Source organism: Micromonospora sp. NPDC047527 (assembly GCF_040643015.1).
Lineage (GTDB): Bacteria > Actinomycetota > Actinomycetes > Mycobacteriales > Micromonosporaceae > Micromonospora.
This window is the reverse complement of the sequence record NZ_JBEYTK010000001.1, coordinates 1,643,268-1,669,596: the sequence shown is the minus strand read 5'-3', so window position 1 is coordinate 1,669,596 and position 26,329 is coordinate 1,643,268. Positions and strand designations below refer to the sequence as shown.

The 26,329-nt window shown below is 70.1% G+C and carries 18 protein-coding genes and 1 pseudogene; 16 read left to right on the top strand and 3 right to left on the bottom strand.

The features are described 5' to 3' along the window. Positions 1 to 93: 93 nt before the first annotated feature. Genes ABZ808_RS07450 through ABZ808_RS07435 form a run of 4 tightly spaced genes read left to right on the top strand, consistent with a single transcriptional unit; the run spans position 94 to position 3,738 of the window. Complete coding sequence (locus ABZ808_RS07450) at positions 94 to 1,122, top strand: alcohol dehydrogenase catalytic domain-containing protein (protein WP_357002199.1); 1,029 nt, start codon at positions 94 to 96, stop codon at positions 1,120 to 1,122. Next, positions 1,119 to 1,880 (top strand): SDR family oxidoreductase, encoded by a 762-nt coding sequence (locus tag ABZ808_RS07445; protein ID WP_357002196.1) that lies wholly within the window; start codon positions 1,119 to 1,121, stop codon positions 1,878 to 1,880. Before ABZ808_RS07450 ends, ABZ808_RS07445 begins: the two co-directional genes overlap by 4 nt. Further along, the gene (locus ABZ808_RS07440) at positions 1,877 to 2,755 is read left to right on the top strand and encodes an amidohydrolase family protein (protein WP_357002194.1); all 879 of its coding nucleotides are present in this window, start codon (positions 1,877 to 1,879) and stop codon (positions 2,753 to 2,755) included. The genes ABZ808_RS07445 and ABZ808_RS07440 overlap by 4 nt, the downstream gene beginning before the upstream one ends. Further along, positions 2,749 to 3,738 carry an aldo/keto reductase gene (locus ABZ808_RS07435; protein ID WP_357002192.1) on the top strand — a complete coding sequence of 330 codons (990 nt, stop codon included), beginning with the start codon at positions 2,749 to 2,751 and terminating at the stop codon, positions 3,736 to 3,738. The genes ABZ808_RS07440 and ABZ808_RS07435 overlap by 7 nt, the downstream gene beginning before the upstream one ends. A gap of 54 nt (positions 3,739 to 3,792) precedes the next feature. Here the strand turns inward: ABZ808_RS07435 and ABZ808_RS07430 are convergent, their stop codons facing one another. After that, complete coding sequence (locus ABZ808_RS07430) at positions 3,793 to 7,341, bottom strand: ThuA domain-containing protein (RefSeq protein WP_357002189.1); 3,549 nt, start codon at positions 7,339 to 7,341, stop codon at positions 3,793 to 3,795. 520 nt (positions 7,342 to 7,861) lie between these two features. On the opposite strand from ABZ808_RS07430, the gene ABZ808_RS07425 reads away from it, so the two are divergent. From ABZ808_RS07425 to ABZ808_RS07390, 8 genes are all read left to right on the top strand, one after another. After that, positions 7,862 to 9,373 carry a sugar ABC transporter ATP-binding protein gene (locus ABZ808_RS07425; RefSeq protein WP_357002186.1) on the top strand — a complete coding sequence of 504 codons (1,512 nt, stop codon included), beginning with the start codon at positions 7,862 to 7,864 and terminating at the stop codon, positions 9,371 to 9,373. A 55-nt stretch (positions 9,374 to 9,428) separates the two neighbouring features. Further along, positions 9,429 to 10,403, top strand: coding sequence for an ABC transporter permease (locus ABZ808_RS07420; RefSeq protein WP_357002183.1), 975 nt, complete (start codon positions 9,429 to 9,431; stop codon positions 10,401 to 10,403). A gap of 2 nt (positions 10,404 to 10,405) precedes the next feature. Further along, positions 10,406 to 11,380 (top strand): ABC transporter permease, encoded by a 975-nt coding sequence (locus ABZ808_RS07415; RefSeq protein ID WP_357002181.1) that lies wholly within the window; start codon positions 10,406 to 10,408, stop codon positions 11,378 to 11,380. Between the two features lie 10 nt (positions 11,381 to 11,390). Further along, a complete protein-coding gene (locus ABZ808_RS07410) occupies positions 11,391 to 12,575 on the top strand; it encodes a substrate-binding domain-containing protein (RefSeq protein WP_357002178.1) in 1,185 nt (394 codons plus the stop codon). A gap of 6 nt (positions 12,576 to 12,581) precedes the next feature. After that, on the top strand, positions 12,582 to 13,463 hold the full coding sequence (locus ABZ808_RS07405; protein ID WP_357002175.1) for a sugar phosphate isomerase/epimerase family protein: 882 nt from the start codon (positions 12,582 to 12,584) through the stop codon (positions 13,461 to 13,463). Between the two features lie 45 nt (positions 13,464 to 13,508). Beyond that, positions 13,509 to 15,902, top strand: coding sequence for a ricin-type beta-trefoil lectin domain protein (locus tag ABZ808_RS07400; RefSeq protein ID WP_357002172.1), 2,394 nt, complete (start codon positions 13,509 to 13,511; stop codon positions 15,900 to 15,902). A 203-nt stretch (positions 15,903 to 16,105) separates the two neighbouring features. Beyond that, positions 16,106 to 17,482 (top strand): RICIN domain-containing protein, encoded by a 1,377-nt coding sequence (locus ABZ808_RS07395; RefSeq protein ID WP_357002169.1) that lies wholly within the window; start codon positions 16,106 to 16,108, stop codon positions 17,480 to 17,482. A 190-nt stretch (positions 17,483 to 17,672) separates the two neighbouring features. Next, entirely contained in the window at positions 17,673 to 19,319 is a 1,647-nt protein-coding gene (locus ABZ808_RS07390; protein WP_357002166.1) for an alpha-galactosidase, read from the top strand. Positions 19,320 to 19,566: 247 nt separating this feature from the next. Here the strand turns inward: ABZ808_RS07390 and ABZ808_RS07385 are convergent. Both ABZ808_RS07385 and ABZ808_RS07380 read right to left on the bottom strand, forming a co-directional pair. Next, a pseudogene (locus ABZ808_RS07385) lies at positions 19,567 to 20,550 on the bottom strand (family 43 glycosylhydrolase); the annotation flags it as partial. Positions 20,551 to 20,589: 39 nt separating this feature from the next. Then, positions 20,590 to 21,615, bottom strand: a complete 1,026-nt coding sequence (locus tag ABZ808_RS07380) for a LacI family DNA-binding transcriptional regulator (protein ID WP_357002163.1) — start codon at positions 21,613 to 21,615, stop codon at positions 20,590 to 20,592. A gap of 372 nt (positions 21,616 to 21,987) precedes the next feature. Here ABZ808_RS07380 and ABZ808_RS07375 point away from each other — a divergent pair, with 372 nt between their 5' ends. Genes ABZ808_RS07375 through ABZ808_RS07360 form a run of 4 tightly spaced genes read left to right on the top strand, consistent with a single transcriptional unit; the run spans position 21,988 to position 26,290 of the window. Beyond that, the gene (locus tag ABZ808_RS07375) at positions 21,988 to 23,343 is read left to right on the top strand and encodes an extracellular solute-binding protein (RefSeq protein ID WP_357002161.1); all 1,356 of its coding nucleotides are present in this window, start codon (positions 21,988 to 21,990) and stop codon (positions 23,341 to 23,343) included. Next, on the top strand, positions 23,340 to 24,311 hold the full coding sequence (locus ABZ808_RS07370) for a sugar ABC transporter permease (RefSeq protein ID WP_357002159.1): 972 nt from the start codon (positions 23,340 to 23,342) through the stop codon (positions 24,309 to 24,311). The genes ABZ808_RS07375 and ABZ808_RS07370 overlap by 4 nt, the downstream gene beginning before the upstream one ends. Next, a complete protein-coding gene (locus tag ABZ808_RS07365; RefSeq protein WP_357002157.1) occupies positions 24,308 to 25,132 on the top strand; it encodes a carbohydrate ABC transporter permease in 825 nt (274 codons plus the stop codon). Before ABZ808_RS07370 ends, ABZ808_RS07365 begins: the two co-directional genes overlap by 4 nt. Before the next feature lie 3 nt (positions 25,133 to 25,135). Next, positions 25,136 to 26,290 (top strand): serine hydrolase domain-containing protein, encoded by a 1,155-nt coding sequence (locus tag ABZ808_RS07360; RefSeq protein ID WP_357002155.1) that lies wholly within the window; start codon positions 25,136 to 25,138, stop codon positions 26,288 to 26,290. Positions 26,291 to 26,329: the final 39 nt, after the last annotated feature.

Sequence of the window (26,329 nt, the reverse complement as noted above, 5' to 3'; positions counted from 1 at the left end):
GACGGCGAACCTCAGCTCACGGGTACGCCGGTCAACGACGCACCCGCGACCGTACGCAGCGGCGGAAACCCACCACGTCGAGACGGAGCAGCGGTGAAGGCAGTCGTCTACCGGGGGGCGCGGGACCTCGCGATCGAGGAGCGCACCCCGCAGGCGCCGGGTCCCGGGGAGGTACGCATCGCGGTGGCGTACACCGGGATCTGTGGTACGGACCTGCACATCTTCCACGGCGACATGGACGCTCGGGTAGGCGCGTCGGCGGTGCTCGGGCACGAGATGTCGGGCCGGATCGCCGCGCTCGGCGCTGGTGTGACCGGCTGGTCCGTCGGGCAGGCCGTCACGGTGATGCCGACGCGCGCCTGCGGGCGGTGCGCGGCGTGCCGCCGGGGCAACTCGCACATCTGTCACGCCATGGATTTCCTGGGCATCGACTCGCCCGGCGCCATGCAGTCGTCGTGGACGGTCCCGGCGGATCTGGTGCTCGCGCTCCCCGACGACCTGCCGCTGGACCAGGCGGCACTCGTCGAGCCGGTGGCGGTCGCCGTGCACGACGTCGGCCGGGGCCGGGTGGCGCCGGGCGAGCAGGTCGTGGTGGTGGGCGGCGGGCCGGTCGGTGTGCTCATCGCCTCCGTGGCCCGGGCGCGCGGCGCGGAGGTCCTCCTCGTCGAGCCGGACGGCTTCCGCCGGTCGGTGGCGTCGGGCATCGGGATCGAGACGGTCGATCCGGGGCCGACCGACGTGGTGGCGCTGGTGAACGAACGGACCGGCGGTGCGGGCGCGGATGTGTCCTTCGAGGTGTCCGGATCGGCGGGCGGGGTCGGTACGGCCGTCGACGTGCTGACGACCCGGGGCCGGTTGGTGCTGGTGGCGATCCACCCGCAGCCCCGTGCGGTGAACCTGCACCGGTTCTTCTGGCGCGAGTTGGAGTTGGTCGGTGCGCGGTTGTACCAGCGCGCCGATGTGGCCGAAGCGATCCGGCTCGTCGCGGAGGGGATCGTTCCGGCCCGGGAGTTGATTTCCCGGGTGCTGCCGGTCGAGGGTGTCACCGACGCGTTCACGGCGTTGGAGGGTGGCGGGGGCGTACTCAAGGTGCTGCTGGACTGGCGGGAGGAGGGCCGATGAGCGCGCTGTTCGACCTGTCCGGACGCACCGCGCTGGTGACCGGCGCCCGGCGGGGCATCGGCCTGGCGATGGCGCAGGCCCTGGCGCTGGCCGGCGCGGACATCATCGGGGTGTCGGCGCAGTTGGAGCCCGAGGGCAGCGAGGTGGAGCAGCGGGTCCGGGCGGCCGGTCGCCGGTTCACCGGCTTCCGCACGGACCTGGGTGACCGGGCGGCGGTGTACCGGCTGGCCGAGGAGGTCGCCGCGCTCGGGTCGGTGGACATCCTGGTCAACAACGGCGGCACGATCGCCCGCGCACCGGCGGTGGATCACCCCGACGAGATGTGGGACCGGGTGGTGCAGGTCAACCTGTCCAGCCAGTTCGTGTTGAGCCGGGAGATCGGTCGGCAGATGGTCGACCGAGGTCGCGGCAAGATCATTTTCACCGCGTCGCTGCTCAGTTTCCAGGGCGGCGTCAACGTCGCGAGCTACACCGCCGCGAAGTCCGGCCTGGCCGGGCTGACCAGGGCCCTGGCCAACGAGTGGGCGGGGCGCGGGGTGAACGTCAACGCCATCGCACCCGGTTACGTCGCCACCGACAACACCCAGGCGCTCCGCGACGACCCCGACCGCAACGAGGCCATCCTGGGCCGAATTCCGGCCGGCCGGTGGGGACGGGCCGACGACCTGGCCGGTGCCGTCGTCTTCCTGGCCGCCCCGGCCTCGGACTACGTGCACGGCACCGTCCTGCCCGTCGACGGCGGCTGGCTCGGCCGATGACCGCGACCCAGCAGGCCGGACGATCCGGCATCGTCGACGCCCATCACCACCTCTGGATCCGCGCGCGGCACCCGCAACCGTGGATCGACCCGGACACCATGGCGGTGATCGACAACGACTTCACGGCGGCGGACCTCGCCCCGGCGGCCCGCGCTGCCGGCGTCACTGAAACCGTCGTCGTGCAGTCGATCGCCTCCGTGGCCGAGACCGAGCATCTGCTGGGCGTCGCGGCCGACGACCCCCTCATCGGCGGTGTCGTCGGGTGGGTCGACCTCACCGCCGACGACATCGACGAGCGCCTCGACCGGCTCCGCGCCGCACGCGGCGGGCACCGGTTGGTCGGCATCCGTCACCTGGTCCAGTCCGAACCCGACCCGGCGTACCTCGACCGGCGCGACGTTCGGCGGGGCATCGCGGCGGTCGGCGCCGCCGGCCTCACCTTCGACCTGCTGGTCCGCGACCGTCAACTGCCCGCGGCCACCCGACTCGTCCGCGGCCTGCCCGAGGTGCCGTTCGTCCTCGACCATCTCGGCAAGCCCGCGCTCGGGCGGCGCAGCCTCGGCGACTGGCCCGGCGACCTGCGGGCGTTGGCGGCCCAGCCGAATGTCACCGCGAAGCTCTCCGGCCTGGTGACCGAGGTGGACGTGCCATCCTGGTCGGCCGCGGATTTGCGGCCCGCCGTCGACCACGCCCTCGACGCGTTCGGCCCGGAGCGCCTCATGTTCGGCTCCGACTGGCCGGTGTGCCTGCTCGCCAGCTCGTACACCGGGTGGGTCAGGGTGCTCGCCGAACTGCTGGCACCGCTCGGCGACGCCGAGCGGGCGGCGATCTGGCGGGACACCGCCCGCCGCGCCTACCGGCTGGGCCAGTGGTGACCCCCCGGGCGCTGCCGCGCCGGCCGGCGGTCGGTCTCACCGCCCTGGGCCTCGGCGCCGCACAGGGCGGCAACCTGTTCCGGGCGACGACCGATGACGAGTTCGCGGCGGCCGTGGACGCCGCGTGGGCGGCGGGCATCCGCTACTTCGACACCGCGCCGCACTACGGGCTCGGGCTGTCCGAACGGCGCCTCGGCGCCGCGCTGCGATCCCGCCCCCGCGACGAGTACGTGGTGTCGACCAAGGTGGGGCGGCTGCTCGTACCGTCGCCGGAGACCGCACACCAGCGGGACACCGAGGGATTCGACGTGCCGGCCGACCACCGGCGGGTCTGGGACTTCAGCCGCGACGGCGTACGCCGGTCGTTGGAGGCCAGCCTGGAGCGCACCGGCCTGGACCGCGTCGACGTCGTCTACCTGCACGACCCGGACGAGCACTGGGAGCAGGCGGCGACCGAGGCGGTTCCCGCGCTCGTCGAACTGCGCGACCAGGGCGTCATCGGCGCGATCGGCGCCGGCATGAACCAGTCGGCGATGCTGGCCCGGTTCGTCGAGGAGACCGACGTCGACGTGCTGATGTGCGCCGGCCGGTACACGCTGCTGGAGCAGGGTGCGCTGGCCGACCTGCTGCCCGCCGCGCAGGCCCGCGGGGTCGGCGTGGTGATCGCGGGGGTCTACAACTCGGGGCTGCTGGCCCGGGACCGGCCGCCGGCCGACGCGGTCTACAACTACGAGCAGGCCCCACCGGAGCTGATCGAGCGGGCCCGGCGGATCGCCGACGTGTGTGCGGCGTACGGCGTCACCCTGCCGCAGGCCGCGCTGGCGTACGTCCGCCAGCACCCGGCCGTGGTCTCGACGGTGGTCGGCCTGCGCGACGCCGCCCAGGTGACCGAGACCCTACGCCGGTCCGAGGTCGACGTCCCGAACGAGCTCTGGCCGGCGTTGCGCGCGGCCGGGCTGCTCGGGGCGCCGACACCCGGCTGAACCCCGGCGCGCCGGCCACCCGATCCTTCACGATCAGGTGGCCGGCGTTTGCCGCTATACCGCGCTGAACCGCCACTGCTGGTTGGTGGCGCTGTGGCAGCCCCACTGCAACAGCCGGGCCCCGTCGGCCGTGGACGCGCCGTTGACATCGATGCAGAGCCCGCTCGGCACACTCTTGACCGTGTAAACACCGGTGGTGGTCGTCGCCGTGACGAGGAACTTCTGCTGGTTGGCGTTCGTGCAGGTGCCCTGTTGCAGGAAGGCGCCCTGCGCGGTGGACCCGCCGACGACGTCGAGGCACTTACCGCTGTGCACCGCCTTCAGGTAGACGGCGCCGCTCCCGGCGTCCACGGCCTGCCACTTCTGGTTGTTGCCTCCCGTGGCCGCCCACTGGGTGATCTGGGCGCCGTCGGCGGTGGAGACACCGCTGACGTCCATCAGCTTGCCGCTGTGCTGCGCGGTGAGCGTCCAGGTCTTGCCCGCCACGCCACCGCCGCTGCTGGGGACGCCGACGCCGGAGCCCCCGAAGGTGTGCGAGTCGAGATCGAACCAGTTGTTGCCGCTGCCCTTGAACACCAGGTAGAGCGTCTGCGTCCCGCTCGTGGCGGCAACGCTCACCGGCGCGGTGGACTGGTAGTTGTCCCAGCCACCGGTGCTGGGCACCGTTGTCGTGGCCAGCAGCGTGCCGGTCGGCGAGCCGGCTCGCAGCTCGATCGAGCCGCCACCGGACGGCGACGACAGCCGGTAGCTGACGCTCGTGATACCCGACAGGCTCATCGGGCTGAACGCGATCCAGTCGTTGTTGGAGATGTCGCCGACGCGCTTGCCGCTCTCCGCGCCGGACTGATCGACGACCCGGGTGCCGGACTGGCTGCTGTAGTACTCGGCCTGCTTCTGCTTGGGTTGGAGGATCACCTGCGCGGTCCCGGTGAGCGGGGCCGCGCCCCCCGCGCCGCCGTTGTCGGTGTACCGGGCGTTCAGCACGTAGAACAGGTTGGCGCCATCGGGGTGACCACCGAGCAGGTCGGTGGAGATGGTGCCCGAGCAACCCGGGTACTCCGTGGTCTCGTGCGCGTGGTCGTCGTGACCGAGCGCGGGGTTGAGGATCACCTTCGAGCAGTCGATGGTTCCGCCATCCGGGTCCGAGACGCTGATCTGGTACGACACCTTGTCGCCGAAGGTGAGCATGCCTCCGTTGGGCGGGGTGGTGATGGTGACGACCGGCGCGCTGTTGCCGACGGTGATCTGGACGTTGGCGAAGCCCGTCTTACCGGTGTTGTCGGTGACCTTCAACTGCGCCGTGTAGTTGCCGTTGGTGGTGTACACCTTCGACGGGTTGGCCGCCGTGGAGGTGGTGCCGTCGCCGAACGTCCACTGGTAGCTGAGCGTGTTGCCGGGGTCCGGGTCGGTCGTGCCGGCGCTGCTGAACTGCACGGTCAGCGGTGCGCTGCCACTGGTGGGCGTGCCGACGGCCTTGACGATCGGCGACCGGCCGCCCTGGATGTAGTCGATCCGGTAAAGCCCGGAGTCGCTGTTGCCGCCGCCGAAGTTGGTGCCCCACTCCAGCAGGTAGAGCGAGCCGTCCTTGCCGAACTCCATGTCCATCGGCTTGTTGAACCGCGCGGTCGGCAGGAACGGGTTGGTGCGGGTCACCGCCGTGGCGGAGTCGAAGTGCACCTCCTTGATGTAGCTGCGCGACCACTCGTAGAAGAAGTGCACACCGTCGTAGTAGGGCGGGAACTTCGTCGCGGACGGGTTCGCCGCGTCGTAGCGGTAGACCGGGCCGCCCATCGGCGCGGAGCCGCCGGAGCCGAGCTCCGGGAACGTCGGCGAGGTGCCGTAGCCGTACCACATGTTGGGTGCGACGACCGGTCGCAGGCTGGTCAGGCCGGTGTTGTTGGGCGAGTTGTTGACCGGCGCAGAGCAGTTGAACTTCGCCCCGACCACTCCGGTGTCCGGGTTGAACGGCGCGTAGGGCTGGTTGTCGCCGTGGCAGAACGGCCAACCGTAGTTGCCGGCTGACTTGATCACGTTGAGCTCGACCAGGCCCTCGGGGCCACGGTTGGTGGTGGGCGGGTTGCGGTCCGGTCCGTAGTCGGCCAGGTAGACCCAACCGGTGGCCGGGTCGATCGAGAAGCGAAACGGGTTGCGGAAGCCCATCGCGTAGATTTCCGGCTTGGTCTGCGCGGTGCCCTGGGCGTAGAGGTTGCCCGACGGGATGGTGTAGCCGCCGCTGGCCTGGGGTCGGACGCGCAGCAGCTTGCCGCGCAGGTCGTTGGTGTTGCCGGCGGACCGGGCGGCGTCGAGGTTGGCCTTGCCCGATCGCCAGTCCAGCGGGGCGTAGCCCTGCCAGTTGGGGTCGAGATTCGGCGGCGTGTCGTCACCGGTGGCGATGTAGAGGTTCCCGTCCGGACCGAAATCGATGTATCCACCGGTGTGGCCGGGCTCGGGGAAGGTGCGGTCACGGTACGCCGGGATGTCGATGATCCGGGCCTCGCTGGACAGGTTGAGCGTGTCGCCGGTGAGCGTGTAGCGGGAGACGCGGTTGACGTCGGTGCTGCTGCTCGCCGGTGAGTGGTACAGGTACACGTAGCCGTTGCTCGCGAAGTTCGGGTCCAGCGCCAGCCCGGTGAGGCCGTCTTCCCCTCCGGTGTAGACACTCAGCGTGGCGGCGGTCACGGTGCTGTTGGTGGAGGGCTTGAAAATCTTCACCTGCCCACCGCGCTGGACGTAGATCACGCGGCCGTCGGGTGCCACGGCCAGCGCCATCGGGTCGACGGTGTTGTCGTCGAGGGTGCGCTTCTCGAAGTTGCCCCAGACGGTGCCACCGCAGTCGCCGGGCACGTTGCCGGCGGCCCACTTCACGCCACCGAGGACGTGGTTGCGGAAGTTCGTCTCGCTGTAGGAGTCGATGGCGTGGCCCATCGCGGTGGCCCACACCCGGCCGCCGCCGGTGTTGCGACACCAGGAGATCGGGTGGTCCGGGCCCATCGCGCGGGAGCCCGGGTTGTACGTGCGTTCGTCGGCGGTCACCAGGACGTGGACGTTGCCGCGCGGGTTGGTGTCGAAGTTGTACCACTCCTCGCTGCGGTTCCAGCGGTCCGGCAGGCCGACGGTCGACGGGTGCTGCTTGTCGGCGACGATGGCGGTGCCGGGCAGCACGCCGGGGGAGTGCTCGGGCATGTGCGCGCCGCCGTTGATGGTCTGGTCCCACCACGGGTACTCGGACTCGATGCCCATGTCGGTGGCGTTGTGGACGCCGACGATGCCCTTGCCGCTGGCGAGGTAGCCCTCTATGGCCTGGCGCTGGGACGCCGAGGTCCAGACCATGCCCGAGGTCTGGAACATGATGATGACGTCGAAGGTGGCCAGGTTGGCGGGCGTGAAGACGCTCGCGTCCTCGGTCTGCACCAGCTCGAAGTTGTTGGCGGCCGCCTGCTGCTGGAACATGCTGATCCCGGCGGGGATCGAGTCGTGCCGGTAGCCGGCGGTCTTGGTGAACAGCAGGGCGCGGAAGGCCGGGGCCGCCGCCGCTGGTGGGGCGAGGCCGAGCACGAGTAACAGGCTGGCGATCATGCCGATGATCAGTGTGTTGCGACGCATGCCGTCTCCTAGGTCGGGCGGGCAACGGGGTGTGCGACCACGTGCCGGACAGCGCGTCAGGTTGTGTGTGGACACGTGTGGGCACGAGTGCTGACCGGTCGTCGTGCCGTCCGCCGAAACGGCAGTCAGGCCCGCAGGACGTCACACAGCGTGAGGTGGGCGGTGTGAGGTCCTGCGGGTGTCGACGCCAGAATGAGCCTGCCATCGACATCTGTCAATCGAATGGTTAACATCTGATCTTGCCCGGGGTGGCGGGGGTGGCCCCCGGTTCCCCCGTGTCGACGCCACTGGCGATGCGAGGGGTGGACCTGGCTGTTGTCGCGGACCGAGGATTGCGCGGTCGCATCCAAACATCTATCTTCATACGTGTGATGTTTCGTCGATGTCAAGAGAATGTTTGCGCCATAAAGACGTAAGCATCCATGGCGGGCAACGAAAGTGCGTCGCCCATGTGCGCCGAGCCGCCTCCGAGTCGGTTACCGATGTCGTCCATGACTACTATCTGTGAAGGGCTACCGGGATGTCAGATCCGCGTCCTGCACCGCTGCTCGCCCTTCGACGCATCGGCAAATCCTTCCTCGGGGTCCGTGTCCTCGACGGTGTCGACCTCGACGTCGCGCCGGGCGAGGTGCACGCCGTCGTCGGTGAGAACGGTGCCGGCAAGTCGACCCTCATGAAGATCGTCTCGGGCGGGTACGCCCCGGACGAGGGCACCGTCGAGTTCGCCGGCGTCGCACGCGCGTTCCGTGGGCCCCGTGACGCCCAGCGGGCCGGCGTCGGCATCATCCACCAGGAGTTCAACCTGCTGCCGGAACGCACGGTCGCGGAGAACGTCTACCTCGGGCACGAGCCGGTCCGCCGCGGGCTCGTCGATCGCCGGGCGATGCTCGACCGCACCACCGAGCTGCTCGCCTCGATCGGGGAGACGGCGCTGCCGGCCGACGCCCGGGTGGGGAGGCTCGGCGTCGCGCAACAACAGGTCGTCGAGATCGCCAAGGCGCTCGCCCTCGACGCGCGGCTGCTCATCATGGACGAGCCGACGGCGGCGTTGGCCGACCACGAGGTCGAGTTGCTCTACGGGCTGGTACGCCGGCTCCAGGAGCGGGGCATCGGCCTGCTGTACGTCTCACACCGGCTCACGGAGGTCTTCGACCTGTCCAGCCGGATCACGGTTTTGAAGGACGGCCGCCGGGTGACCACGGTGGATACCGCGACGACCACCGCCGACGAGTTGGTGCGGCACATGGTCGGCCGGGAGCTGTCCAGCTATTACCCGGACCGGGCCGACCCCGCCGATGTCGGTCCGGTCCGGCTCACCGTCCGCGACGCGGGGAACCGCAAGTTGCGGGGCGTCAACCTCGAGTTGCGCGCCGGTGAGGTGCTCGGTGTCGGCGGCCTCCAGGGCGCCGGGCGGTCGGCGCTGGCCCGCGCGCTGTTCGGCGTGTCCCCGTTCACGACCGGCGAGGTCACGCTCGACGGCAGACCGGTCCGGCTGCGGTCGACGCGCGCCGCGATGCGGGCGGGCATCGCCTACGTCACCGAGGACCGCAAGGGGGAGGGGATCGTCGCCCGGCAGTCGGTGCTCGACAACGCGCTGCTCGCCAGCCGGGCCGTCTTCGCGACCCGGTCCGGCCGTGCCGCCCGTGCCGTCCGGGTCCGTGAGCTGCTCGCCGCCGTCCAGGTCCGCGCGGCCGGCGACGACCAGGAGATCCGGTTCCTGTCCGGCGGCAACCAGCAGAAGGTCGTCCTGGCCCGCTGGCTCGCGATCAACCCGCGGATCCTGCTCTTCGACGAACCCACCCGGGGCATCGACGTCGGCGCGAAGTCGGCCATCCACGACCTCGTGCGCAGTCTCGCCCGCGACGGCGCGGCCGTTCTGATGATCTCGTCGGAGTTGCCCGAGCTGCTGGGAATGAGCGACCGGATCATCGTCCTGCGCGACGGCCGCGTCGCTGGCGAGTTGCCCGCCGGAGCGACCGAGGAGGACGTGGTGGCCCTGGCGGTCGGGACCGTACGGGAAGTTGTCCAGTGAGCGCGAGGAGTGAGCCGGGGTTGCGAGCCCCGCAGTCGCGAACCGAGGTGGCACCGTGAGCGCGCTGTCCCTCCTGCCGGCGCGACGTCCCGTCCCGGGCGTGTTCGTGGCTCTGACCCTCACCCTGGTGGTCGGCTGGCTGGTCGTCCTGGTCGACGGGGGCCAGCTCTTCAACCAGTCGACGACGGTGAGCCTGCTGCACGTCGCCGCCGGCCTGGGGCTCGTCGCGGTCGGCCAGACCCTGGTCATTCTCGGCGGCTCGCTCGACCTCTCGGTGGCGTACGTGATCAGCCTCAGCACCCTCGTCGGCGCGGAGGCGATGAGCGGCAGCGACGGCGCGATGCTCCCGGCGATCGGCCTGGCGCTCACGGTCAGTGCCGCCGTCGGCCTGCTCAACGGGCTGCTGGTCACCAAGCTGCGGATCAACGCGTTCATCGCGACCCTCGGCGTCGGGCTGCTGCTCAAGGGCTACCTCGACAACGGCTACGACGGCCCGGCCGGCGAGAGCGCCCCCGCCCTCGTGCGGACGCTTGGCTACCAGCGCATCGGGCCGGTGCCGGTGTCGTTCCTGCTGCTGCTCGCCGTGACCGGGGCGGCGTGGTTCGCGCTCACGCGTACCCGTTTCGGCCATCACCTGGTCGCCGTGGGCGGCGACCCGGAGGTGGCCCGGCTGTCGGGTGTCCGCAACGACCGGGTCCTCGTCACCGCCCACGTGCTGTGTTCGCTCTGCGCGGGCCTCGCCGGGGTCTACCTCGCGAGTCGGCTCGGCTCCGGCGCACCCCGGGTCGGCACCGAGGGCCTCTACGACCTGGAGTCGATCGCGGCGGTGGTGCTCGGCGGCACCGCCCTCGCCGGCGGGCGCGGCGGTGTTCTCGGCACGGTCGGCGGTGTGCTGCTGCTCGCGAGCATCGACGCCATCTTCAACCAGCTCGAGGTCGACGCCTTCTTCAAGCAGGTGGTCCGAGGCGTGATCATCATCGCGGCGGTCGCCGTCTACGCCCGACGGGCTCTGAGAAAGGCGGGATCGTAGCCATGCGGATCGCCGAGCGCCGTGCACTGCCACTGCGGATCCGCACCGACGGGGTCGTGCCGATCGCCGCGATCCTGGCGGTGCTGCTGATCCTCGTCGCGGCCGTGCAGCCCGACTTCCTCGCCCCGCCGTCGCTGATGTCGTTCCTCGGCCGCTCCGCGCCGATCATCCTGCTCGCCGCCGGCCAGTACTTCGTGATCGTCTGCGGGGAGTTCGACCTCTCCGTGGGGTCCCTGGTCACGGCGCAGGTCGTCGTCGCCGCCCGGCTCATCGACAGCGACCCGTCGCGCACCTGGCCGGTGGTCGTGCTGCTGCTCGTCGGCGGCGCGCTCGTCGGGCTGGTCAACGGCCTCGTCACCACCGTGCTGCGGGTGCCGTCGTTCATCACGACCCTCGGCATGTTCCTGATCCTCGTCGGCGCGGTGTACCTGTGGTCCGACGGCGCCCCGAAGGGCGGCCTCTCCGAGGACTTCCGCCGCTTCGGCCGGCGGGCCATCGAGGACGTGCCGCTGCTCGGTCGCATCCCGTACGCCCTGCTCGTCCTGGTGGCCGTGGCGGTGGTCGCCGTGCTGCTGATGCGCTCCGACTTCGGCCGCACGCTGGTCGCCGTCGGCGACAACCCGCGTACCGCAGAGCTGAGCGGGGTACGGGTCGGACGTACCAGGACGATCGCGTTCGTCCTCAGCGGGCTCGTGGCGGCGGTCGCGGCGATCCTCCTCGGCGGGTACAGCGGGGTGTCGTTCCAGGCTGGCGTCGGCCTGGAGTTCGGGGCGATCACCGCCGTCGTGCTCGGCGGGGTCGTGCTCGGCGGCGGTCGCGGCTCGGTCGTCGGCGCCATGCTCGGCGCACTGACGCTCGAGACGCTCTTCGCGTTGATGAACTTCACCGGCGTCTCCGGCGCCCTCAGATCAACCGTCCAGGGCGCGATCATTCTACTTGCCGTGGCGGTCTCGGCCCTGCGTTCTTCCTCCAGATGAAGGGGAATCGATGAGACGTTCCATAACCGCGCTGGCAGCCGTGAGCCTGCTGGTGCTCGCCGGTTGCGCCACCGACGAGCCGACCGCGTCCCCGTCGGCCACCACCTCCGCGGCTGCGGGGGCGGGCACGGGGGAGCAGTCGAAGTTCTTCGTGCAGGCCGACTACGACAACGAGTTGGCACTGCTCGACGTCGCCCCGGCCGGGCCCGCCGACAAACCGTGGGAGCAGGTGCTCAACCCGACGATGGTGGACACCGCCAAGTTCAAGAAGAAGGGTCCACACAAGATCTGCTTCTCGAACGCGGCGTTGAACAACCCCTGGCGGCAGGTCGGGTTCAAGACCATGCAGGCCGAGGTCGAGGCGCAGCGCAGTCGGATCAGCGAGTTCGTGCACGTCGACGCCGAGGGCAAGGACCAGAAGCAGATCGCGGACATCAACGACCTGCTCGGCAAGAACTGCGACGCCCTGATCGTCTCGCCGAACACCACCGCCACGCTCACCCCGGCTGTCGAGGCGGCCTGCGCGGCGGGGCTGCCGGTCGTGGTCTTCGATCGTGGTGTCAACACGAAGTGCCCGGTGACGTTCATCAACCCCATCGGCGGGTACGGCTTCGGTCACGTCGGAGCCGCGTTCGTCAGCCAGCGGATGAAGCCCGGCGGCAAGGTCCTCGCCCTGCGGATCCTGCCCGGTGTCGACGTCCTGGAGACCCGCTGGTCGGCGGCGAAGGTGGCGTTCGACAAGGCGAAGGTCGACGTCGTCGGCGTCGAGTTCACCGACGGCGACCCCGCCAAGACCAAGAAGATCGTCAACGACTACATCCAGCGGTACGGCACGATCGACGGTGTCTGGATGGACGCCGGAGCGGTGGCCGTGGCGGCGGTCGAGGCGTTCCAGGACGCGGGCAAACCCGTACCGCCGATGAACGGCGAGGACCAGCTCGACTTCCTGAAGCTTTGGAAGGACAAGAACCTCACGGCCATCGCCCCGACCTACCCGACCTACCAGTGGCGTACGCCGATCATCGCCGCGCTGAACATCCTCGACGGCACCTCCGTCTCCAACCCGTGGAAGCTGCCGCAGCCGACGATCACGCAGGACAACCTGGACCGGTATCTCGACCCGAGCATGCCGCCGCTGCACTACGCGATGTGCGGCTGCACCGACCTGCCCGGCTATCCGCAGCGCTGGAAGTAGCGCCCGGTGTACGCCGTCGGCGTCAACCCCTGGGTGTGGGCCTCACCGGTCGACGACGCGGCCCTCGCCGAGCTGATCCCACGGATCGCCTCGTTCGGGTTCGACGCGGTGGAGCTGCCGATCGAGCAGCCCGGCGACTGGGATCCGGTCCGCACGCGGGACCTGCTTGCGGCACACGGCCTCGTCGCGGCCGGCGTCTGCGCGGTCACCCCGCCCGGTCGGGACCTGGTGAACGCCGCGCCGGCCGTCGTCGAGTCGACAGTGGCGTACCTCATGGGGTGCGTGGCGAGCGCGGCGGCCGTGGGCGCGCCGTGCGTCGGCGGGCCGGTGTACGCGGCCGTCGGTCGCACCTGGCGGATGTCGGCGGCGGCCCGCGCGGCGTGCCACGCGGACTTCCGGCGCGCCCTGGCCCCGGTGGCCGAGCGGGCCGGTGAGTACGGCGTGAGCATCGGGGTCGAGGCGCTGAACCGCTACGAGACAAGTGTCGTCAACACCGTCGAGCAGACGGTCGAGTTGATCGACGGGCTGCCCCCGAACGTCGGCATCATGATCGACACGTACCACATGAACATCGAGGAGGCCGATCCCTACGCCGCCCTCGCCGCCGCCGGCCCGTACGTCAAGCATGTCCAGGTCAGCGGCACCGACCGCGGCGCGCCCGGCGCGGACCACTTCGACTGGCCCCGCTTCTTCACCGTCCTGCGGGCCACCGGATACCGCGGCCCGGTCTGCATCGAGTCGTTCACGGCGGAGAACGAGACCATCGCGACCGCCGCGTCGATCTGGCGTCCGCTGGCACCCTCGCAGGACCGTCTCGCCACCGATGGCCTGCGCTATCTCCGGGAGATCCTCGGGGCCCCCCGCCGCGCGCCAACCCCACCTCGTTGAGGCGATCCGTCGCCTCCACACCCCCTCGTGTCAGGAGACCGTCCCGTGTCCGTCTCGTCCAGTCCGCCACTGCGCCGACTGCTGGCCGGCGCCGCCGCGACAGCGTTGACCGCTCTGGTCGCGGTGACCGCCTCGGCATCCCCGGCCCTCGCGGCCACCACCACCCTCTACGCGTCGCCCTCCGGCACCGGCACCACCTGCTCCGCCAGCCAACCGTGCTCGCTGACGGCCGCGCAGACCGCGGTGCGCAGCCTCAACACCGCGATGACCGGTGACATCGTCGTGGAGTTGGCCGACGGTGCGTACCGGCTCTCGTCGCCGCTGCGACTGACCGCCGCCGACTCCGGCAACAACGGCTACCAGGTGATCTGGCGGGCGGCCGCGTCCGCGCGCCCGACGATCACCGGCGCCCGGGCGGTCACCGGTTGGTCGCTCGTCGACTCCGGCCGCAACATCTGGCGAGCCAACGTCGGAGCCGGGCTCGACAGCCGTCAGCTCTACGTCAACGGGGCCGTCGCGACGCGGGCGCGTACCGCCGTGAACCGGTCCGACTTCACCTTCACCACCAGCGGCATGCGGTTCAGCAACAGCGCGCTGAACTACCTGAACAACCTCGGCAACCAGAGCCGGGTCGAGGTGGAGAGTGTCGGCTCGTTCACCGACCGGTACTCGCCGGTGCAGAGCATCAGCGGGAACTTCCTCACGATGCAGCAGCCCGCGTGGAACAACAACACCTTCGGGTTCGACACCCTCTCCAGCCCGCACCGCGCGGGCCCGTTCTACCTCACCAACGCGTACGAGTTCCTGGACTCAGCGGGGGAGTGGTATCTCAACCCCGGCAACGGCCAGCTCAACTACATCCCCCTGGCCGGGCAGAACATGAGCACCGTCAGCGTGGAACTGCCGCAGTTGCAGTCCCTGGTGAACGTCGGCGGCACCTACGACGCGCCCGCGCACCACATCTCGTTCAGCGGGATCACCTTCACCGGCACCAGCTGGCTCGGCCCCAGCAGCAGCAACGGCTTCGCCGACCAGCAGACCGGCGCGCACATCACCGGCACCTGGGCCCGCCCGTCGGACGCGCTGACCTCCTGCCAGGCGGGTTGCCCCCAGTTCGAGGCCACCCGGCCCAACTGGAACCAGATGCCCGCCGCCGTGCAGGTCTCCGCCGCCAACACCATCACCTTCAGCGACTCCCAGTTCGTCAACCTGGGGCAGACGGCGATCGGTATCGGCAACGACGCCAACGCCCACGCCAGCGGCGTCGGCCTGGGGGCCAGCAACATCACGGTCACCCGCTCGGAGATCGCCCGCAACTCGGCCGGTGGCATCGTGGTCGGCGGCGTACGCGCCGACGCCCACCACCCGAGCGACCAGCGGATGGTCAACCGGAACATCACCGTCAGCAACAACCGGGTGCACGATCTCGGCCTGGAGTACCGGGGCGTCGTGTCGATCCTGACCACCTACGTGAACACCGCGTTGATCTCGCACAACGAGGTCTACAACATGCCGTACACCGGGCTGTCGGTCGGCTACGGCTGGGGCGCCAACGACGCGGGCGGCAGCCAGCACTACGCCAACCGTGGCCTCTACAACTACCAGCCGCGGTACACGACGGCCACCACCGCCGCCAACAACCAGGTCATCGGCAACTACGTGCACGACGTCATGCAGCAGATGACCGACGGCGGGTGCATCTACACGCTCTCGGCGAACCAGGGCGGCACCATCAACGAGAACTACTGCCTGCGCACCAACGGCTGGTTCGGCCTCTACTTCGACGAGGGCTCGCGTTACTACACCGCCCGCAACAACGTGTTCTCCTCCACCGGCACCTGGGCCACCGCCAACTACTGGTACGCGGAGAACATGGGCAACTTCACCGTCACCAACAACTGGTCGACCAACAACAGCACGAACGTGACCAACGGTGATCGTGGCAATGTCGTCTCCGGCAACGTCACTGTCTCGAACGGCAACTGGCCGTCGGGCGCGCAGACGGTGATCAACGCCGCCGGTGTCCAGAGTGGCGGCGGCACCAACCCGCAGAACACGCAGATCGTGGGCGTCCAGTCGGGGCGCTGTGCCGAGATCGGCGGCTCCAGCACGACCAATGGCACGCAGGCCCAGCTGTGGGACTGCGTCGGTGCCACCAACCAACGGTGGACGGCCACCGCCAGCCGGCAACTGATGGTGTACGGCACCAAGTGCCTGGACGCCACCGGGCAGGGGACCAGCAACGGGACCACGGTGGTGATCTGGGACTGCAACGGCCAGGCCAACCAGCAGTGGAACCTCAACGCCAACGGCACGATCACCGGTGTGCAGTCGGGTCTCTGCCTGGACGCGAACGGCGCCGCGACGGCGAACGGCACCAAGCTCATCCTCTGGTCGTGCAACGGCGGCGCGAACCAGCAGTGGCAACTGCGGAGCTGATCCGGCTCGCCCCGGTCGGCCGTCGCTCACGGTCGGCCGGGGCACACCGTACGCCGTGGACCGTCTGTCGGCACGGCCCACACCAGGCAATTGATACCCGTCATTGATAAGTAGGCGTGTTAGCGCTAACGCGCGGCCGTGAATGTGGGCCGGCCGCGCCATCGCGGCGCACCGCACGCGCGACCCTATCCAGGGAGTGAATCATGAGAACAAACGGTGCGGCTCGTCCCACCCCGCAACCGCGACGTCGCTGGCGGTCCGGCCTGGCCGCCGCGGCGACGGCCCTGCTCGCCGCCGGCGCGCTCGTCGCGGCCAACCCGGCGCCGGCCTCGGCGGCGACGGTGGACACCACCGCCTGGTACGTCCTGGTCAACCGCAACAGCGGCAAGGCGTTGGACGTGTACGGCCAGGCCACCAATGACGGCGCGCGGGCGACCCAGTGGACGCGCCACAACGGGGCCAACCAGCAGTGGCAGTTCGTGGACTCCGGTGAGGGCTTCTACCGGCTGAAGTCCCGGCACTCGGGCAAGGTCCTCGACGTCAGCAACCGGTCGACCGCCGACGGGGCGGCGATCGTGCAGTGGACCGACAACAACGCCACCAACCAGCAGTTCCGGCTAACCGACTCGGACGCCGGCAACGTACGGCTGGTCAGCCGGCTCAGCGGCAAGGTCGTGGAGGTGCAGGGCGCCTCGACCGCCGACGGCGCCAACGTCGTGCAGTACTCGGATTTAAACGGCGCCAACCAGCAGTGGCAGTTGGTCAAGGTGTCCGGCGACAGCGGGACGGGCGGGGGCTGCGGCAAGAACCCCACGCTCTACAGCGGCAACCACACGATCCAGAGCAACGGCAAGAGTCGCAGCTTCATCCTGCGGATCCCCGCCAACTACAACAGCGGCACCCGCTACCGGTTGATGTTCGCGTTCCACTGGCGGGGTGGCACCGCGGGCGACGTCAGCTCGGGTGGCACCAGCGGGACACCGTGGTCCTACTACGGGCAGCAGGAGCAGTCGAACAACACCGCGATCCTGGTCGCGCCGCAGGGCCTCGGCAACGGCTGGGCCAACTCCGGTGGTGAGGACGTCACGTTCGTCGACGACATGATCCGGCTGATCGAGGGTGACCTCTGCGTCAACCCGGCGCAGCGTTTCGCGCTCGGCTTCAGCTATGGCGGTGGCATGAGCTACGCGCTCGCCTGCGCGCGGGCGACCGTGTTCCGGGCGGTTGCGGTCTTCAGCGGCGCCCAGCTCAGCGGGTGCAGCGGCGGGACCCAGCCGATCGCGTACTTCGGACTGCACGGCCTCAGCGACTCGGTGCTCGCCATCTCGGCGGGCCGCTCGTTGCGGGACACGTTCGTCCGCAACAACGGCTGCGCCGCGCAGAGCCCGCGTGAGCCCGCCGCGGGCAGTCGGACGCACGTCACCACCGCCTACTCGGGATGCCGGGCCGGCTATCCGGTGCAGTGGGCCGCGTTCGACAACGGCCACATGCCCGGCCCGGTGGACGGCACGTACGCCGAGAGTGGCATCACCACCTGGACCAAGGGTGAGGTGTGGCGGTTCTTCGCGCAGTTCTCGTGACGTGAACGGGTGGACGGTCGACGGCGACGCCGTGGGCCGTCCACCCGGTCCAACACATGGAAGTAGTTGAATTCCTGGAAACGTCTCCGTAACATGACCTGCGCTTCTGTTAACGCTAACAGCAAGGCCCCGTCCGCCTGGTTCGGCACCCGTCCGTGGTGGACGACATCACCGAAAGGATGGCCTGCGCATGAAGCGAATCATCCGAGCCCGCACATGGGGGCGGGCAGCGGCAGCGGCGCTGCTGCTCGCCGCCGTCCTGGTGGGCATCCGCGCCCCGGTGGCCCAGGCGCTGGAGAACGGGGTGGCCCGGACACCGCCGATGGGGTGGAACACCTGGAACTCGTTCGGCTGCAACATCAACGAGACGCTGATCCGGCAGTCGGCCGACGCCATCGTCAACAGCGGGATGCGCGACCTCGGCTACCAGTACGTCGTGGTCGACGACTGCTGGTTCAACCCGAACCGGGACGCGTCCGGCAATCTCCAGGGCGACCCGACCCGCTTCCCCAGCGGAATGAAGGCGCTCGGCGACTACCTGCACGCCCGAGGGCTGAAGTTCGGCCTCTACCAGGTGCCGGTCGACAAGACCTGCGCCCAGTACTTCGGCGCCTACCCCGGTGCGACCGGCAGTCAGGGCCACGAGGCACAGGACGCCCGGCAGTTCGCCGCCTGGGGCGTCGACTTCCTCAAGTACGACTGGTGCTCGCCCAACGGCAGCATCGACGAGCAGGTGGCCACGTTCGCGAAGATGCGTGACGCGCTGGCCGCGACCGGCCGCCCGATCGTCTACAGCATCAACCCCAACAGCATCCACGCGAAGACCGGCCCGCAGCGCGACTGGGGCGATGTGTCCAACATGTGGCGGACCACCGAGGACATCACCAACGCGTGGGACACCGGCCAGACCAACGGCTACCCGATGGGGATCCAGAACATCATCAACGTCAACGTCCCGCTGGCCCGGTACGCCCGACCCGGCGGGTTCACCGACCCGGACATGATGGAGGTCGGTCGGGGCGGCATGAACGACACCGAGATGCGCAGCCACTTCGCGATGTGGGCGGTTATGGCGTCGCCGCTGATCGCCGGCAACGACGTCCGGTCCATGTCGTCGGCGACCCAGGCCATCCTGACCAACCGCAACCTGGTCGCCATCAACCAGGACTCGCTCGGTCTGCAGGCGACGCAGGTCTCGTTCGACGGCACCCGTCGCGTGCTCGCCAAGCGGCTGGCCAACGGTGACGTGGCCGTCGCCCTGTTCAACCAGGGCGGCTCGGCGACGACGATCTCGACGACGGCCGCCGCCATCGGCAAGTCGGGCAACTCCTTCACGCTGGTGGACGCCTGGAGCAACGCCACCACCAGCAGCAGCGGCACCATCTCCGCCAGCGTCCCGGCGCACGGCACGGTGGTGTACCGGGTCAGTGGCGGCGGCACCACCACCCCGCCGCCGACGACCTCGAGCGCGCTGGCCAGCGCCGCCTCGGGCCGTTGTCTGGACGTCCCGAACAGCAACACCACAAACGGCACCCAGCCGGTGATCTGGGACTGCAACGGCGCCGCCAACCAGCGCTGGACGGCGAACGGCCAGACCCTTCAGTCGCTCGGGAAGTGCCTGGACGCGCCGCTGAACGCCTCGGCGGGCGCGAAGGTCCAGATCTGGGATTGCAACGGCGGCACCAACCAGCGCTGGACCGTCAACGCGAACGGCACGATCAGCAACGCCCAGTCGGGTCTGTGCCTCGACGTGTCGAACGCCGCAACGGCAAACGGCACGCCGGTGATCCTCTGGACGTGCACAGGGGCGGCCAACCAGCGTTGGACCCAGCGCTAGACGAGCGGCCCCGACCCCGTGGGTGAGGTAGCCGCGACCGCAACTGCCCGGGTCGCGGGTGAGCCGGCCGACCGGCGGGGTCGGGGCAGGGCTTCAGTGCGTCGCGGACGCGGTGGGGGCCGGCCACTGTCCCAGGTGTGATGTCTCTCCGACATCAATATGTCGGAGAGACATCACGCCATCACTGTGGGCGCCCGCTCCCGCACGCGGGCGTCAGCTGGTCAGACTGGCACGCCGGGCGCGGGCGTCACCGTGGCGCGGCGGTCCCCACCGGGTTCGCGGTCAGCCCGACCGACGCGCGGTAGCGCACCGGAATGGGGTCGGTGATCTCGCCGACGAACGTTCCGTCGACGTGGTCGAGGAAGCCGATGAGTGACCAGTCGCCGGCGGGTCCGGGCACCAGTCGGGGCGCGTACAGGTGCGGGTGCGTGAACGGCTGGGCGGCCTCGATGTCCCACGGGCCGCGCACGCTCGTGCCGGGGGCCACCCAGATCCGGTGGTCGTCGCGCCGGGCGCTGGAGGTGGCGTCGGTGGAGAACAGCAGCAGGGGCTGCCCGTCCACGACCGCCACCTGGGGGACCTCCAGGTGGCCGAACCCGGCCGGTGTCGACAACGGTGGTTGGACGGTCCAGGTGACCAGGTCGGCGGAGGTGGCGTGGCCGACGACGCCACGGGTGTCCGCCGGCCCGGTGTTGGCGCGGGCCGTGATGAGCATGTGCCAGCCCTCGCCGTCGGGGTCGGGGAACACCCACGGGTCGCGCCAGGCCTGCTCGTACCACAGGTTCTTGTCGAGGAGCTCGTACCAGGTCGGGTCGGCCCGCACGATCGGCTCGGTGCCGTACCGGTGCCAGGTGGTGAGGTCGTCGGAGACGGCCAGGCCGATGCGTTGGACGAGCCCGTTCTCGGCACGACCCACCCCGGTGTAGTAGAGGTACCACCGCCCGTCCGGGCCACGGACCGTGCACCCGGTCCACGTCGCCAGGTCGTCCCATGCGGGGGCGTCGGCGGGGACCACGGCGTCGGCGACCAGGTGCCAGGAGCGCAGATCCGTCGAAACGGCGTGGCCGATCGTGGCGCGGTGGTGGCGGCGGTGCGGGTCGTGCAGGGCGCGGGACGCGCGCAGGAAGAACATGTGCCAGAGGCCGTTGTCGTCCTGCGCGTACCAGCTGTCCCACACCCAGTGGTCGGCTAGACGAAGCATGGCCGGAAACCTAGCACTAAACCGTTTTAGCTGGGAATCGTCGGCGGGCTTCCGGAGCGACTGCCCGGATTACCCGGCGGGAGGCGCGAGGGATTTGCGGCGGCGCAGGGGCATGCCGACCAGTGTCGGCTCGGCGGCCCCGCCGTCCAGGAGTAGCTCGACCGCGCGCCGCCCCATCTGCTCGTGGGGCAGCGCGGTGGTGGCGAGGCTGGGACGCAGCCAGGCGGCGATCGGGTCGTCGTCGAACGAGATCACCGAGATGTCGTCCGGGACGGTCAGCCCCGCCTCGCCGAGCGCCTGGTACGCGCCGAAGGCCAGCCGGTCGTTCATGCAGATGACCGCGCTGGGCCGCTGCTGCCTGTTCAGAAGCCCGCGCATCGCGGCGTAGCCGTGCTCGGGCAGCCAGTCGGTGCAGAAGCACTCGGCCAGGAGGGTGACGCCCGCGTCGCCGAGCGCCTGGTGGATGCCGCGCAGCCGGGCGCGGGCGGCGAGGGAGACCTCGGGGTCGCCCTCCTTTAGCCGGTTGCGGCCGATGAGCGCGATCGCGTCGCGGTGGCCGTGCTCCAGCAGGGCGGTGGCGACGGAACGGCCGGCCCGTTCGTCGTCGGGAAGCACGCAGGGCAGGGTGTCGGAGCTGGTGGCGTTGAGCAGCACCACCGGGCCGCCGAGGATGGCCGGCGGCACCGTGAGCCGTCGGGTGGCCATCGCCGCGTAGATCACCCCGTCGACCTGCCGGTCGAGCATGGCCTCGATGGCGTACTGCTCGAAGGTGGCGTCGCCCTGCGTCTCGGTGATGAGCAGCACGTGGTCCCGCTCCCGGGCCGCGTCGAGGGCGCCGCGGATGAGGCCGCCGGCGAAGCGGGTGGTGGCGACGATGTCGGAGACGAAGGCGATGGTGGCCGTCTTGCGGGTACGCAGGCTGCGCGCGGCGAGGTTGGGCCGGTAGCCGAGTTCCTCGGCGGCGGCGAACACGCGTTGGTGCGCCTCGGCCGACAGTCGGGTGCCCTCCCGGCCGTTGAGCACCATCGACGCGGCGGTCTTGGACAGCCCGGCCCGCCGCGCGACGTCGGCCAGGGTTGCTCTGTTGCGGCCCATCAGTCCTCCGAATCAGGCGCGGCGCCACGGGCACCGCTCCTGCCCATCATGATGCGTCGGCCTCCGAGCGCCAGCCCCGGTCATGCCCGCAGTGGTGTGAACTCGATGTTTCCAGACCGTTGCAGGGTTGTCCTTGACAGCTCCCCGCGCCACGCGCATGCTCTGCTAAATCAGTTTAGCGACCACTTTCAGCGCGCCGGCAGGCGCTCTCGGTCGCCGCACTGAGGGGTCATTGGTGACGGTACGCGTGCTGCCGCGGGGCGACCGGTCGCGACGTGCGCGTCGTGTCGGTCCCTCCGGCCGCGGCGGTCCCGGTGGAGCCGTCGCGCGGCCTCGGTCGCGGGACGCGCGGAGGAATCAAGGAGTCATGAGATGGCAGTAATGCTGACAAAATTGTCGCGACGTCGAGCGGTGATCCTCGCGCCGCTGCTGGCCATCGGGCTGGCCGCGACGGCCTGTAGCGCACCGGGCACGGACCGGTCGTCGAACGCCGAACCCGACGCCGCCGTCAAGACCGAGCTCGGCACCGCGCCGATCACCCTGGAGATGTACGCGGAGACCGGCTTCCCCCTGGCCAAGGCGCTGGCCGACGAGTTCTCCAAGCAGCACTCGAACGTCACGTTCAACATTCGCGAGGACCAGTTCACGGTGATCGTGGAGAACGCGCCGCGGGTGATGGCCTCGGACAACTCGCCCGACATCATCCGGCTGCCCACGATGGTCGACCTGGTGAAGGACAGCCTGCTCAAGAACCTCGACCCGTACTTCACCGCGTACGGCTGGGACAAGTTCCCGGCCTCGCAGCTGATGCAGTTGCGTGTCGGCGAGAACATCCGGGGCTCCGGATCGCTGTACGGGATGGGGCTCGGCTACAGCGTCACCGGCGTGTTCTACAACAAGAAGCTGGCCGAGCAGGTCGGCATGACCCAGCCGCCGGCAACGGTGGCCGAGTTCGAGGAGCTGCTCGCCAAGGCCAAGACCGGCGGCGTCCAGCCGATCATGCAGTTCAACAAGAACACCGCGGGCATCAACTTCCCGCACCAGGCGCTGCAGAACCAGTTCGGCGACCCGACCCAGGTCGCCGACTGGATCTTCCAGAAGCCGGGGGCCACCTTCGACACCCCGGCCGCGCTGAAGGCCACCCAGACCATCCAGAAGTGGGCCCAAGCCGGCTACTTCCCGAAGGACGCCAACGCCCTGGACTACGCGGGCATGGTGGGGGAGTTCCAGAAGGGCAACGGCCTGTTCATGTTCAACGGTGACTGGGAGTCGGCCAACCTCGACAAGGCGATGCCCGGCAACGTCGGCTTCTTCCTGTTCCCCACCGAGTCCGCCGGCGGCAAGCACGTGGCGATGTCCGCACCGAACACCTTCGGCGTCTCCGCCAAGGCCAAGAACCCGGACGCCGCCGCGTACTTCCTGAACTGGGTCCACACCAACGCCAAGGCCCGTGAGATCGCGGTCACGGTCGGCGGCTCCAGCCCGGGCGGCCCGAGCGACCTTCCGGTGCCGGCCGCCGCCCCGAACACCGTCCTGGCCGAGACGCTCAAGGCGTCGCAGCAGCTCGGGGCCGAGAACGGCGCGGTCGACTTCACCGCGAACGCGACCGGTGGCATCTTCGCCGCCGCGATCACGCCCGAGATGCAGAAGCTGATCGCCGGTCAGCAGACGCCCGAGGGGTACGTGAAGGCGGTCCAGGCCGAGTACGAGAAGGAACTGTCCCGATGACGTCTGCCCTCGGCAGCGCACCAACCGGGCGGGACGACGCGGTGTCGTCGCCGGATCGTCCCGCCCACCCCACGTCCACGCGGGCCCACCGACGTCGGTGGGCCCGCGCGGCCGGGACCGGCTGGTTGTACGTCCTGCCCGCCCTGGTGATGTACGCGATCTTCGTGCTGCGCCCCCTCGCCCTGACCGTCCAGTACTCGCTGTACGACTGGAACGGGATCGGCGTGGCCCGCTGGGCGGGGCTGGACAACTACCTCACCGTGTTCACCGACAGCGACCTGCTGAAGATCATCGGAAACGCGATCATCCTGATCGTCTTCTTCAGCTTCATCCCCGTCGCGCTCGGCCTGCTGGTGGCGAGCATGGTTCGGCGGATCACCACCGGGGCGTTCGGGACCGTGGTCCGGACGATCCTGTTCCTGCCACAGGTCATCCCGCTCGTGGCGGCCGGCATCGCGTGGAGCTGGCTGCTCTCGTCGAACGGGCTGATCAACCAGGTGCTGCGCGCGGTCGGTCTGGGCGGCCTCGCCCGCGCCTGGCTCGGCGACTTCGACACGGCGCTGCCGGCCGTGGGCGTGATCGGCGCCTGGGTCCTGCTCGGTCTCTGCACGATCCTGCTGGTCACCGGCATGAGCAAGATCGATCCTGCGCTCTACGAGGCCGCCCGCCTCGACGGCGCCGGGCCGGTCCGTGAGTTCCTCGCGGTCACCCTCCCCAGCCTGCGGCAGGAGATCGGCGTCTGCCTCACCGTGACGATCATCGCCGCGCTCGCCAGCTTCGACATCGTCTACATCTCCACCAGCGGCGGCCCCGGCCTCCAGACCACCGTTCCCGGTCTGGAGATCTACCGCCTCGCCTTCTCACAGCGTCAGGTCGGGCTGGCCTCGGCCCTGGCCGTCGTGCTGATGGCGCTGGTGCTGGCGTTCGTGCTGCCGATCCAGCGCCTGACCCGGGAGGACAAGCCGTGAACCTGAGCCGACGTGAACAGGTGACGGGCCGGCTGTTCCTGATCGCCCTCATTCTCGTCACCCTGCTGCCGTTCGTGAGCATGCTGTCGGCGGCGTTGCAGCCGCGCGGCACCGTGCCCAGCGGCCTGGCGTGGCCGTCCGACCCGCAGTGGGGGAACTTCGCCGACGCCTTCACCGCCGCCAACATGGGCGCTCTGCTGCGCTCCAGCCTGCTCATCGTGGCGGGTGTCGTGCCGGTGTCGGTGCTCATCGCCACGATGGCCGGGTTCGGGCTCGGCCAGTTGCGGGTGCCCGGCGGCCGGTTCGTCTTCGGCCTGTTCCTGCTCGGCCTGACCCTGCCCTTCGAGGCCGTGGTCACGCCGCTCTACTACCAGATGCAGGACCTCGGTCTGCTCAACACCCGATGGGCGATCATCCTGCCGCTGATCGGCCTCTACATGCCGTTCGCCGTGTTCTGGATGCGCGCGCACTTCACCAACGTGCCGGTCGAGTTGTCCGAGGCGGCCAGGGTGGACGGCGCCAGCACGTGGCAGATGTTCTGGCGGGTCCAGGTGCCGCTCGCCCGCCCGGCCATCGCCTCGCTGACGATCCTGATGTTCCTCTGGACGTGGAACCAGTTCCTGCTCGCCATCGTCCTCGTCGACGACGCCACCAAACGTACGATGGCCGGCGCGCTGGGGGCGTTCCAGGGTCAGTGGGGGACCGACCTGGTGCTGCTGTGCGCTGGCTCGCTGCTCATCCTCACCCCGACGCTCATCGTGTTTCTGATCTTCCAGCGACAGTTCATCAAGGCCCTGATCCAGGGCTCAGTGAAGGGATAGGCAGTGGCCACGCAGCCGCAGATCCACGGCGACGTCGACGACCGCTACGGGCGCGTCGCCGACGTCTTCCGCGACAACTTCGCCTCCCGGGGTGAGGTCGGTGCCGCGGTCACCCTCTACGTGCGGGGACGCAAGGTCGTCGACCTGTACGGCGGGTTGGCCGACACCCGTACCGGACGGCCCTGGGAGGCGGACACGCCGGTCGTCGTCTTCTCCTGCACCAAGGGGATCCTGGCGATCTGCGCCTACCTGTTGGCGCAGCAGGGCCGGCTCGACCTCGACGCGCCCGTGACGCGGTACTGGCCGGAGTTCGGCCAGCACGGCAAGGACCACATTCCGGTGCGCTGGCTGCTCACGCACCAGGCCGGCCTGCCCGCCCTGGACCGACCACTGACCCTCGACGAGACCCTCGCCTGGGATCCGGTCATCAAGGCGATCGAGGCGCAGGCCCCGCTGTGGCAGCCGGGCACGGCACACGGCTACCACGCGATGACGTACGGGTGGCTCGTCGGCGAGGTGATCCACCGTGTCACCGGGCAACTGCCCGGCGCGTTCTTCCGCGACGCCGTCGCGGAGCCGCTGGCCCTGCGTACCTGGCTCGGGCTGCCTGCGTCCGAGCGCGACACCGTCGCCTGGAACCTGGCCCCACCGCCGGAGGCCGACCCGTTCGTCGACCCCGTCGCCGAACGCGGCATCACCATGGGCGGCGCCTTCGCCTTTCCCGCCGACGCCGACGGCCTGGTCAGCTTCAACGACCCCGCCATCCAGGCCGCCGGCATCCCCGGCGCGGGCGCGGTGAGCACCGCCGACGGCCTCGCGCGCCTCTACGCGGCCTGCGTGTCCGACATCCGGGGCGGACCGCTGCTGAGTGCCGCGTCCGTGGACGACGCCATCGTGGTCCGCTCGCGGGGCCAGCAGCGCCACGGCCCGCCGGACACCGGGCAGCGTTGGGGGACCGGCTTCCTGCTGCACTCGCCGCCGGCCCGGCCGCTGCTCGGCGAGGCCAGCTTCGGCCACGACGGCGCCGGCGGGAACCTCGCCTTCGGCGATGCGCGGCACGAGGTGGGTTTCGGCTACGTGGTCAACCAGATGTACGGGGCGGGCGACGAGCGCGCCAACCGGCTGACCGCTGCCGTCCGCTCCTGCCTGGAGGTCTGACGCCCTCGCGCGTCGACAACACGCCACCGGCCCCGCGTG

Excerpts from the sequence above, each read along its gene's own strand:
- ABZ808_RS07380 (WP_357002163.1), bottom strand. The coding sequence starts at position 21,615 with ATGGGCCGCAACAGAGCAACCCTGGCCGACGTCGCGCGGCGGGCCGGG.
- ABZ808_RS07395 (WP_357002169.1), top strand. The coding sequence starts at position 16,106 with ATGAGAACAAACGGTGCGGCTCGTCCCACCCCGCAACCGCGACGTCGC.
- ABZ808_RS07445 (WP_357002196.1), top strand. The coding sequence starts at position 1,119 with ATGAGCGCGCTGTTCGACCTGTCCGGACGCACCGCGCTGGTGACCGGC.
- ABZ808_RS07425 (WP_357002186.1), top strand. The coding sequence starts at position 7,862 with ATGTCAGATCCGCGTCCTGCACCGCTGCTCGCCCTTCGACGCATCGGC.
- ABZ808_RS07390 (WP_357002166.1), top strand. The coding sequence starts at position 17,673 with ATGAAGCGAATCATCCGAGCCCGCACATGGGGGCGGGCAGCGGCAGCG.
- ABZ808_RS07440 (WP_357002194.1), top strand. The coding sequence starts at position 1,877 with ATGACCGCGACCCAGCAGGCCGGACGATCCGGCATCGTCGACGCCCAT.
- ABZ808_RS07430 (WP_357002189.1), bottom strand. The coding sequence starts at position 7,341 with ATGCGTCGCAACACACTGATCATCGGCATGATCGCCAGCCTGTTACTC.
- ABZ808_RS07370 (WP_357002159.1), top strand. The coding sequence starts at position 23,340 with ATGACGTCTGCCCTCGGCAGCGCACCAACCGGGCGGGACGACGCGGTG.
- ABZ808_RS07415 (WP_357002181.1), top strand. The coding sequence starts at position 10,406 with ATGCGGATCGCCGAGCGCCGTGCACTGCCACTGCGGATCCGCACCGAC.
- ABZ808_RS07375 (WP_357002161.1), top strand. The coding sequence starts at position 21,988 with ATGGCAGTAATGCTGACAAAATTGTCGCGACGTCGAGCGGTGATCCTC.
- ABZ808_RS07410 (WP_357002178.1), top strand. The coding sequence starts at position 11,391 with ATGAGACGTTCCATAACCGCGCTGGCAGCCGTGAGCCTGCTGGTGCTC.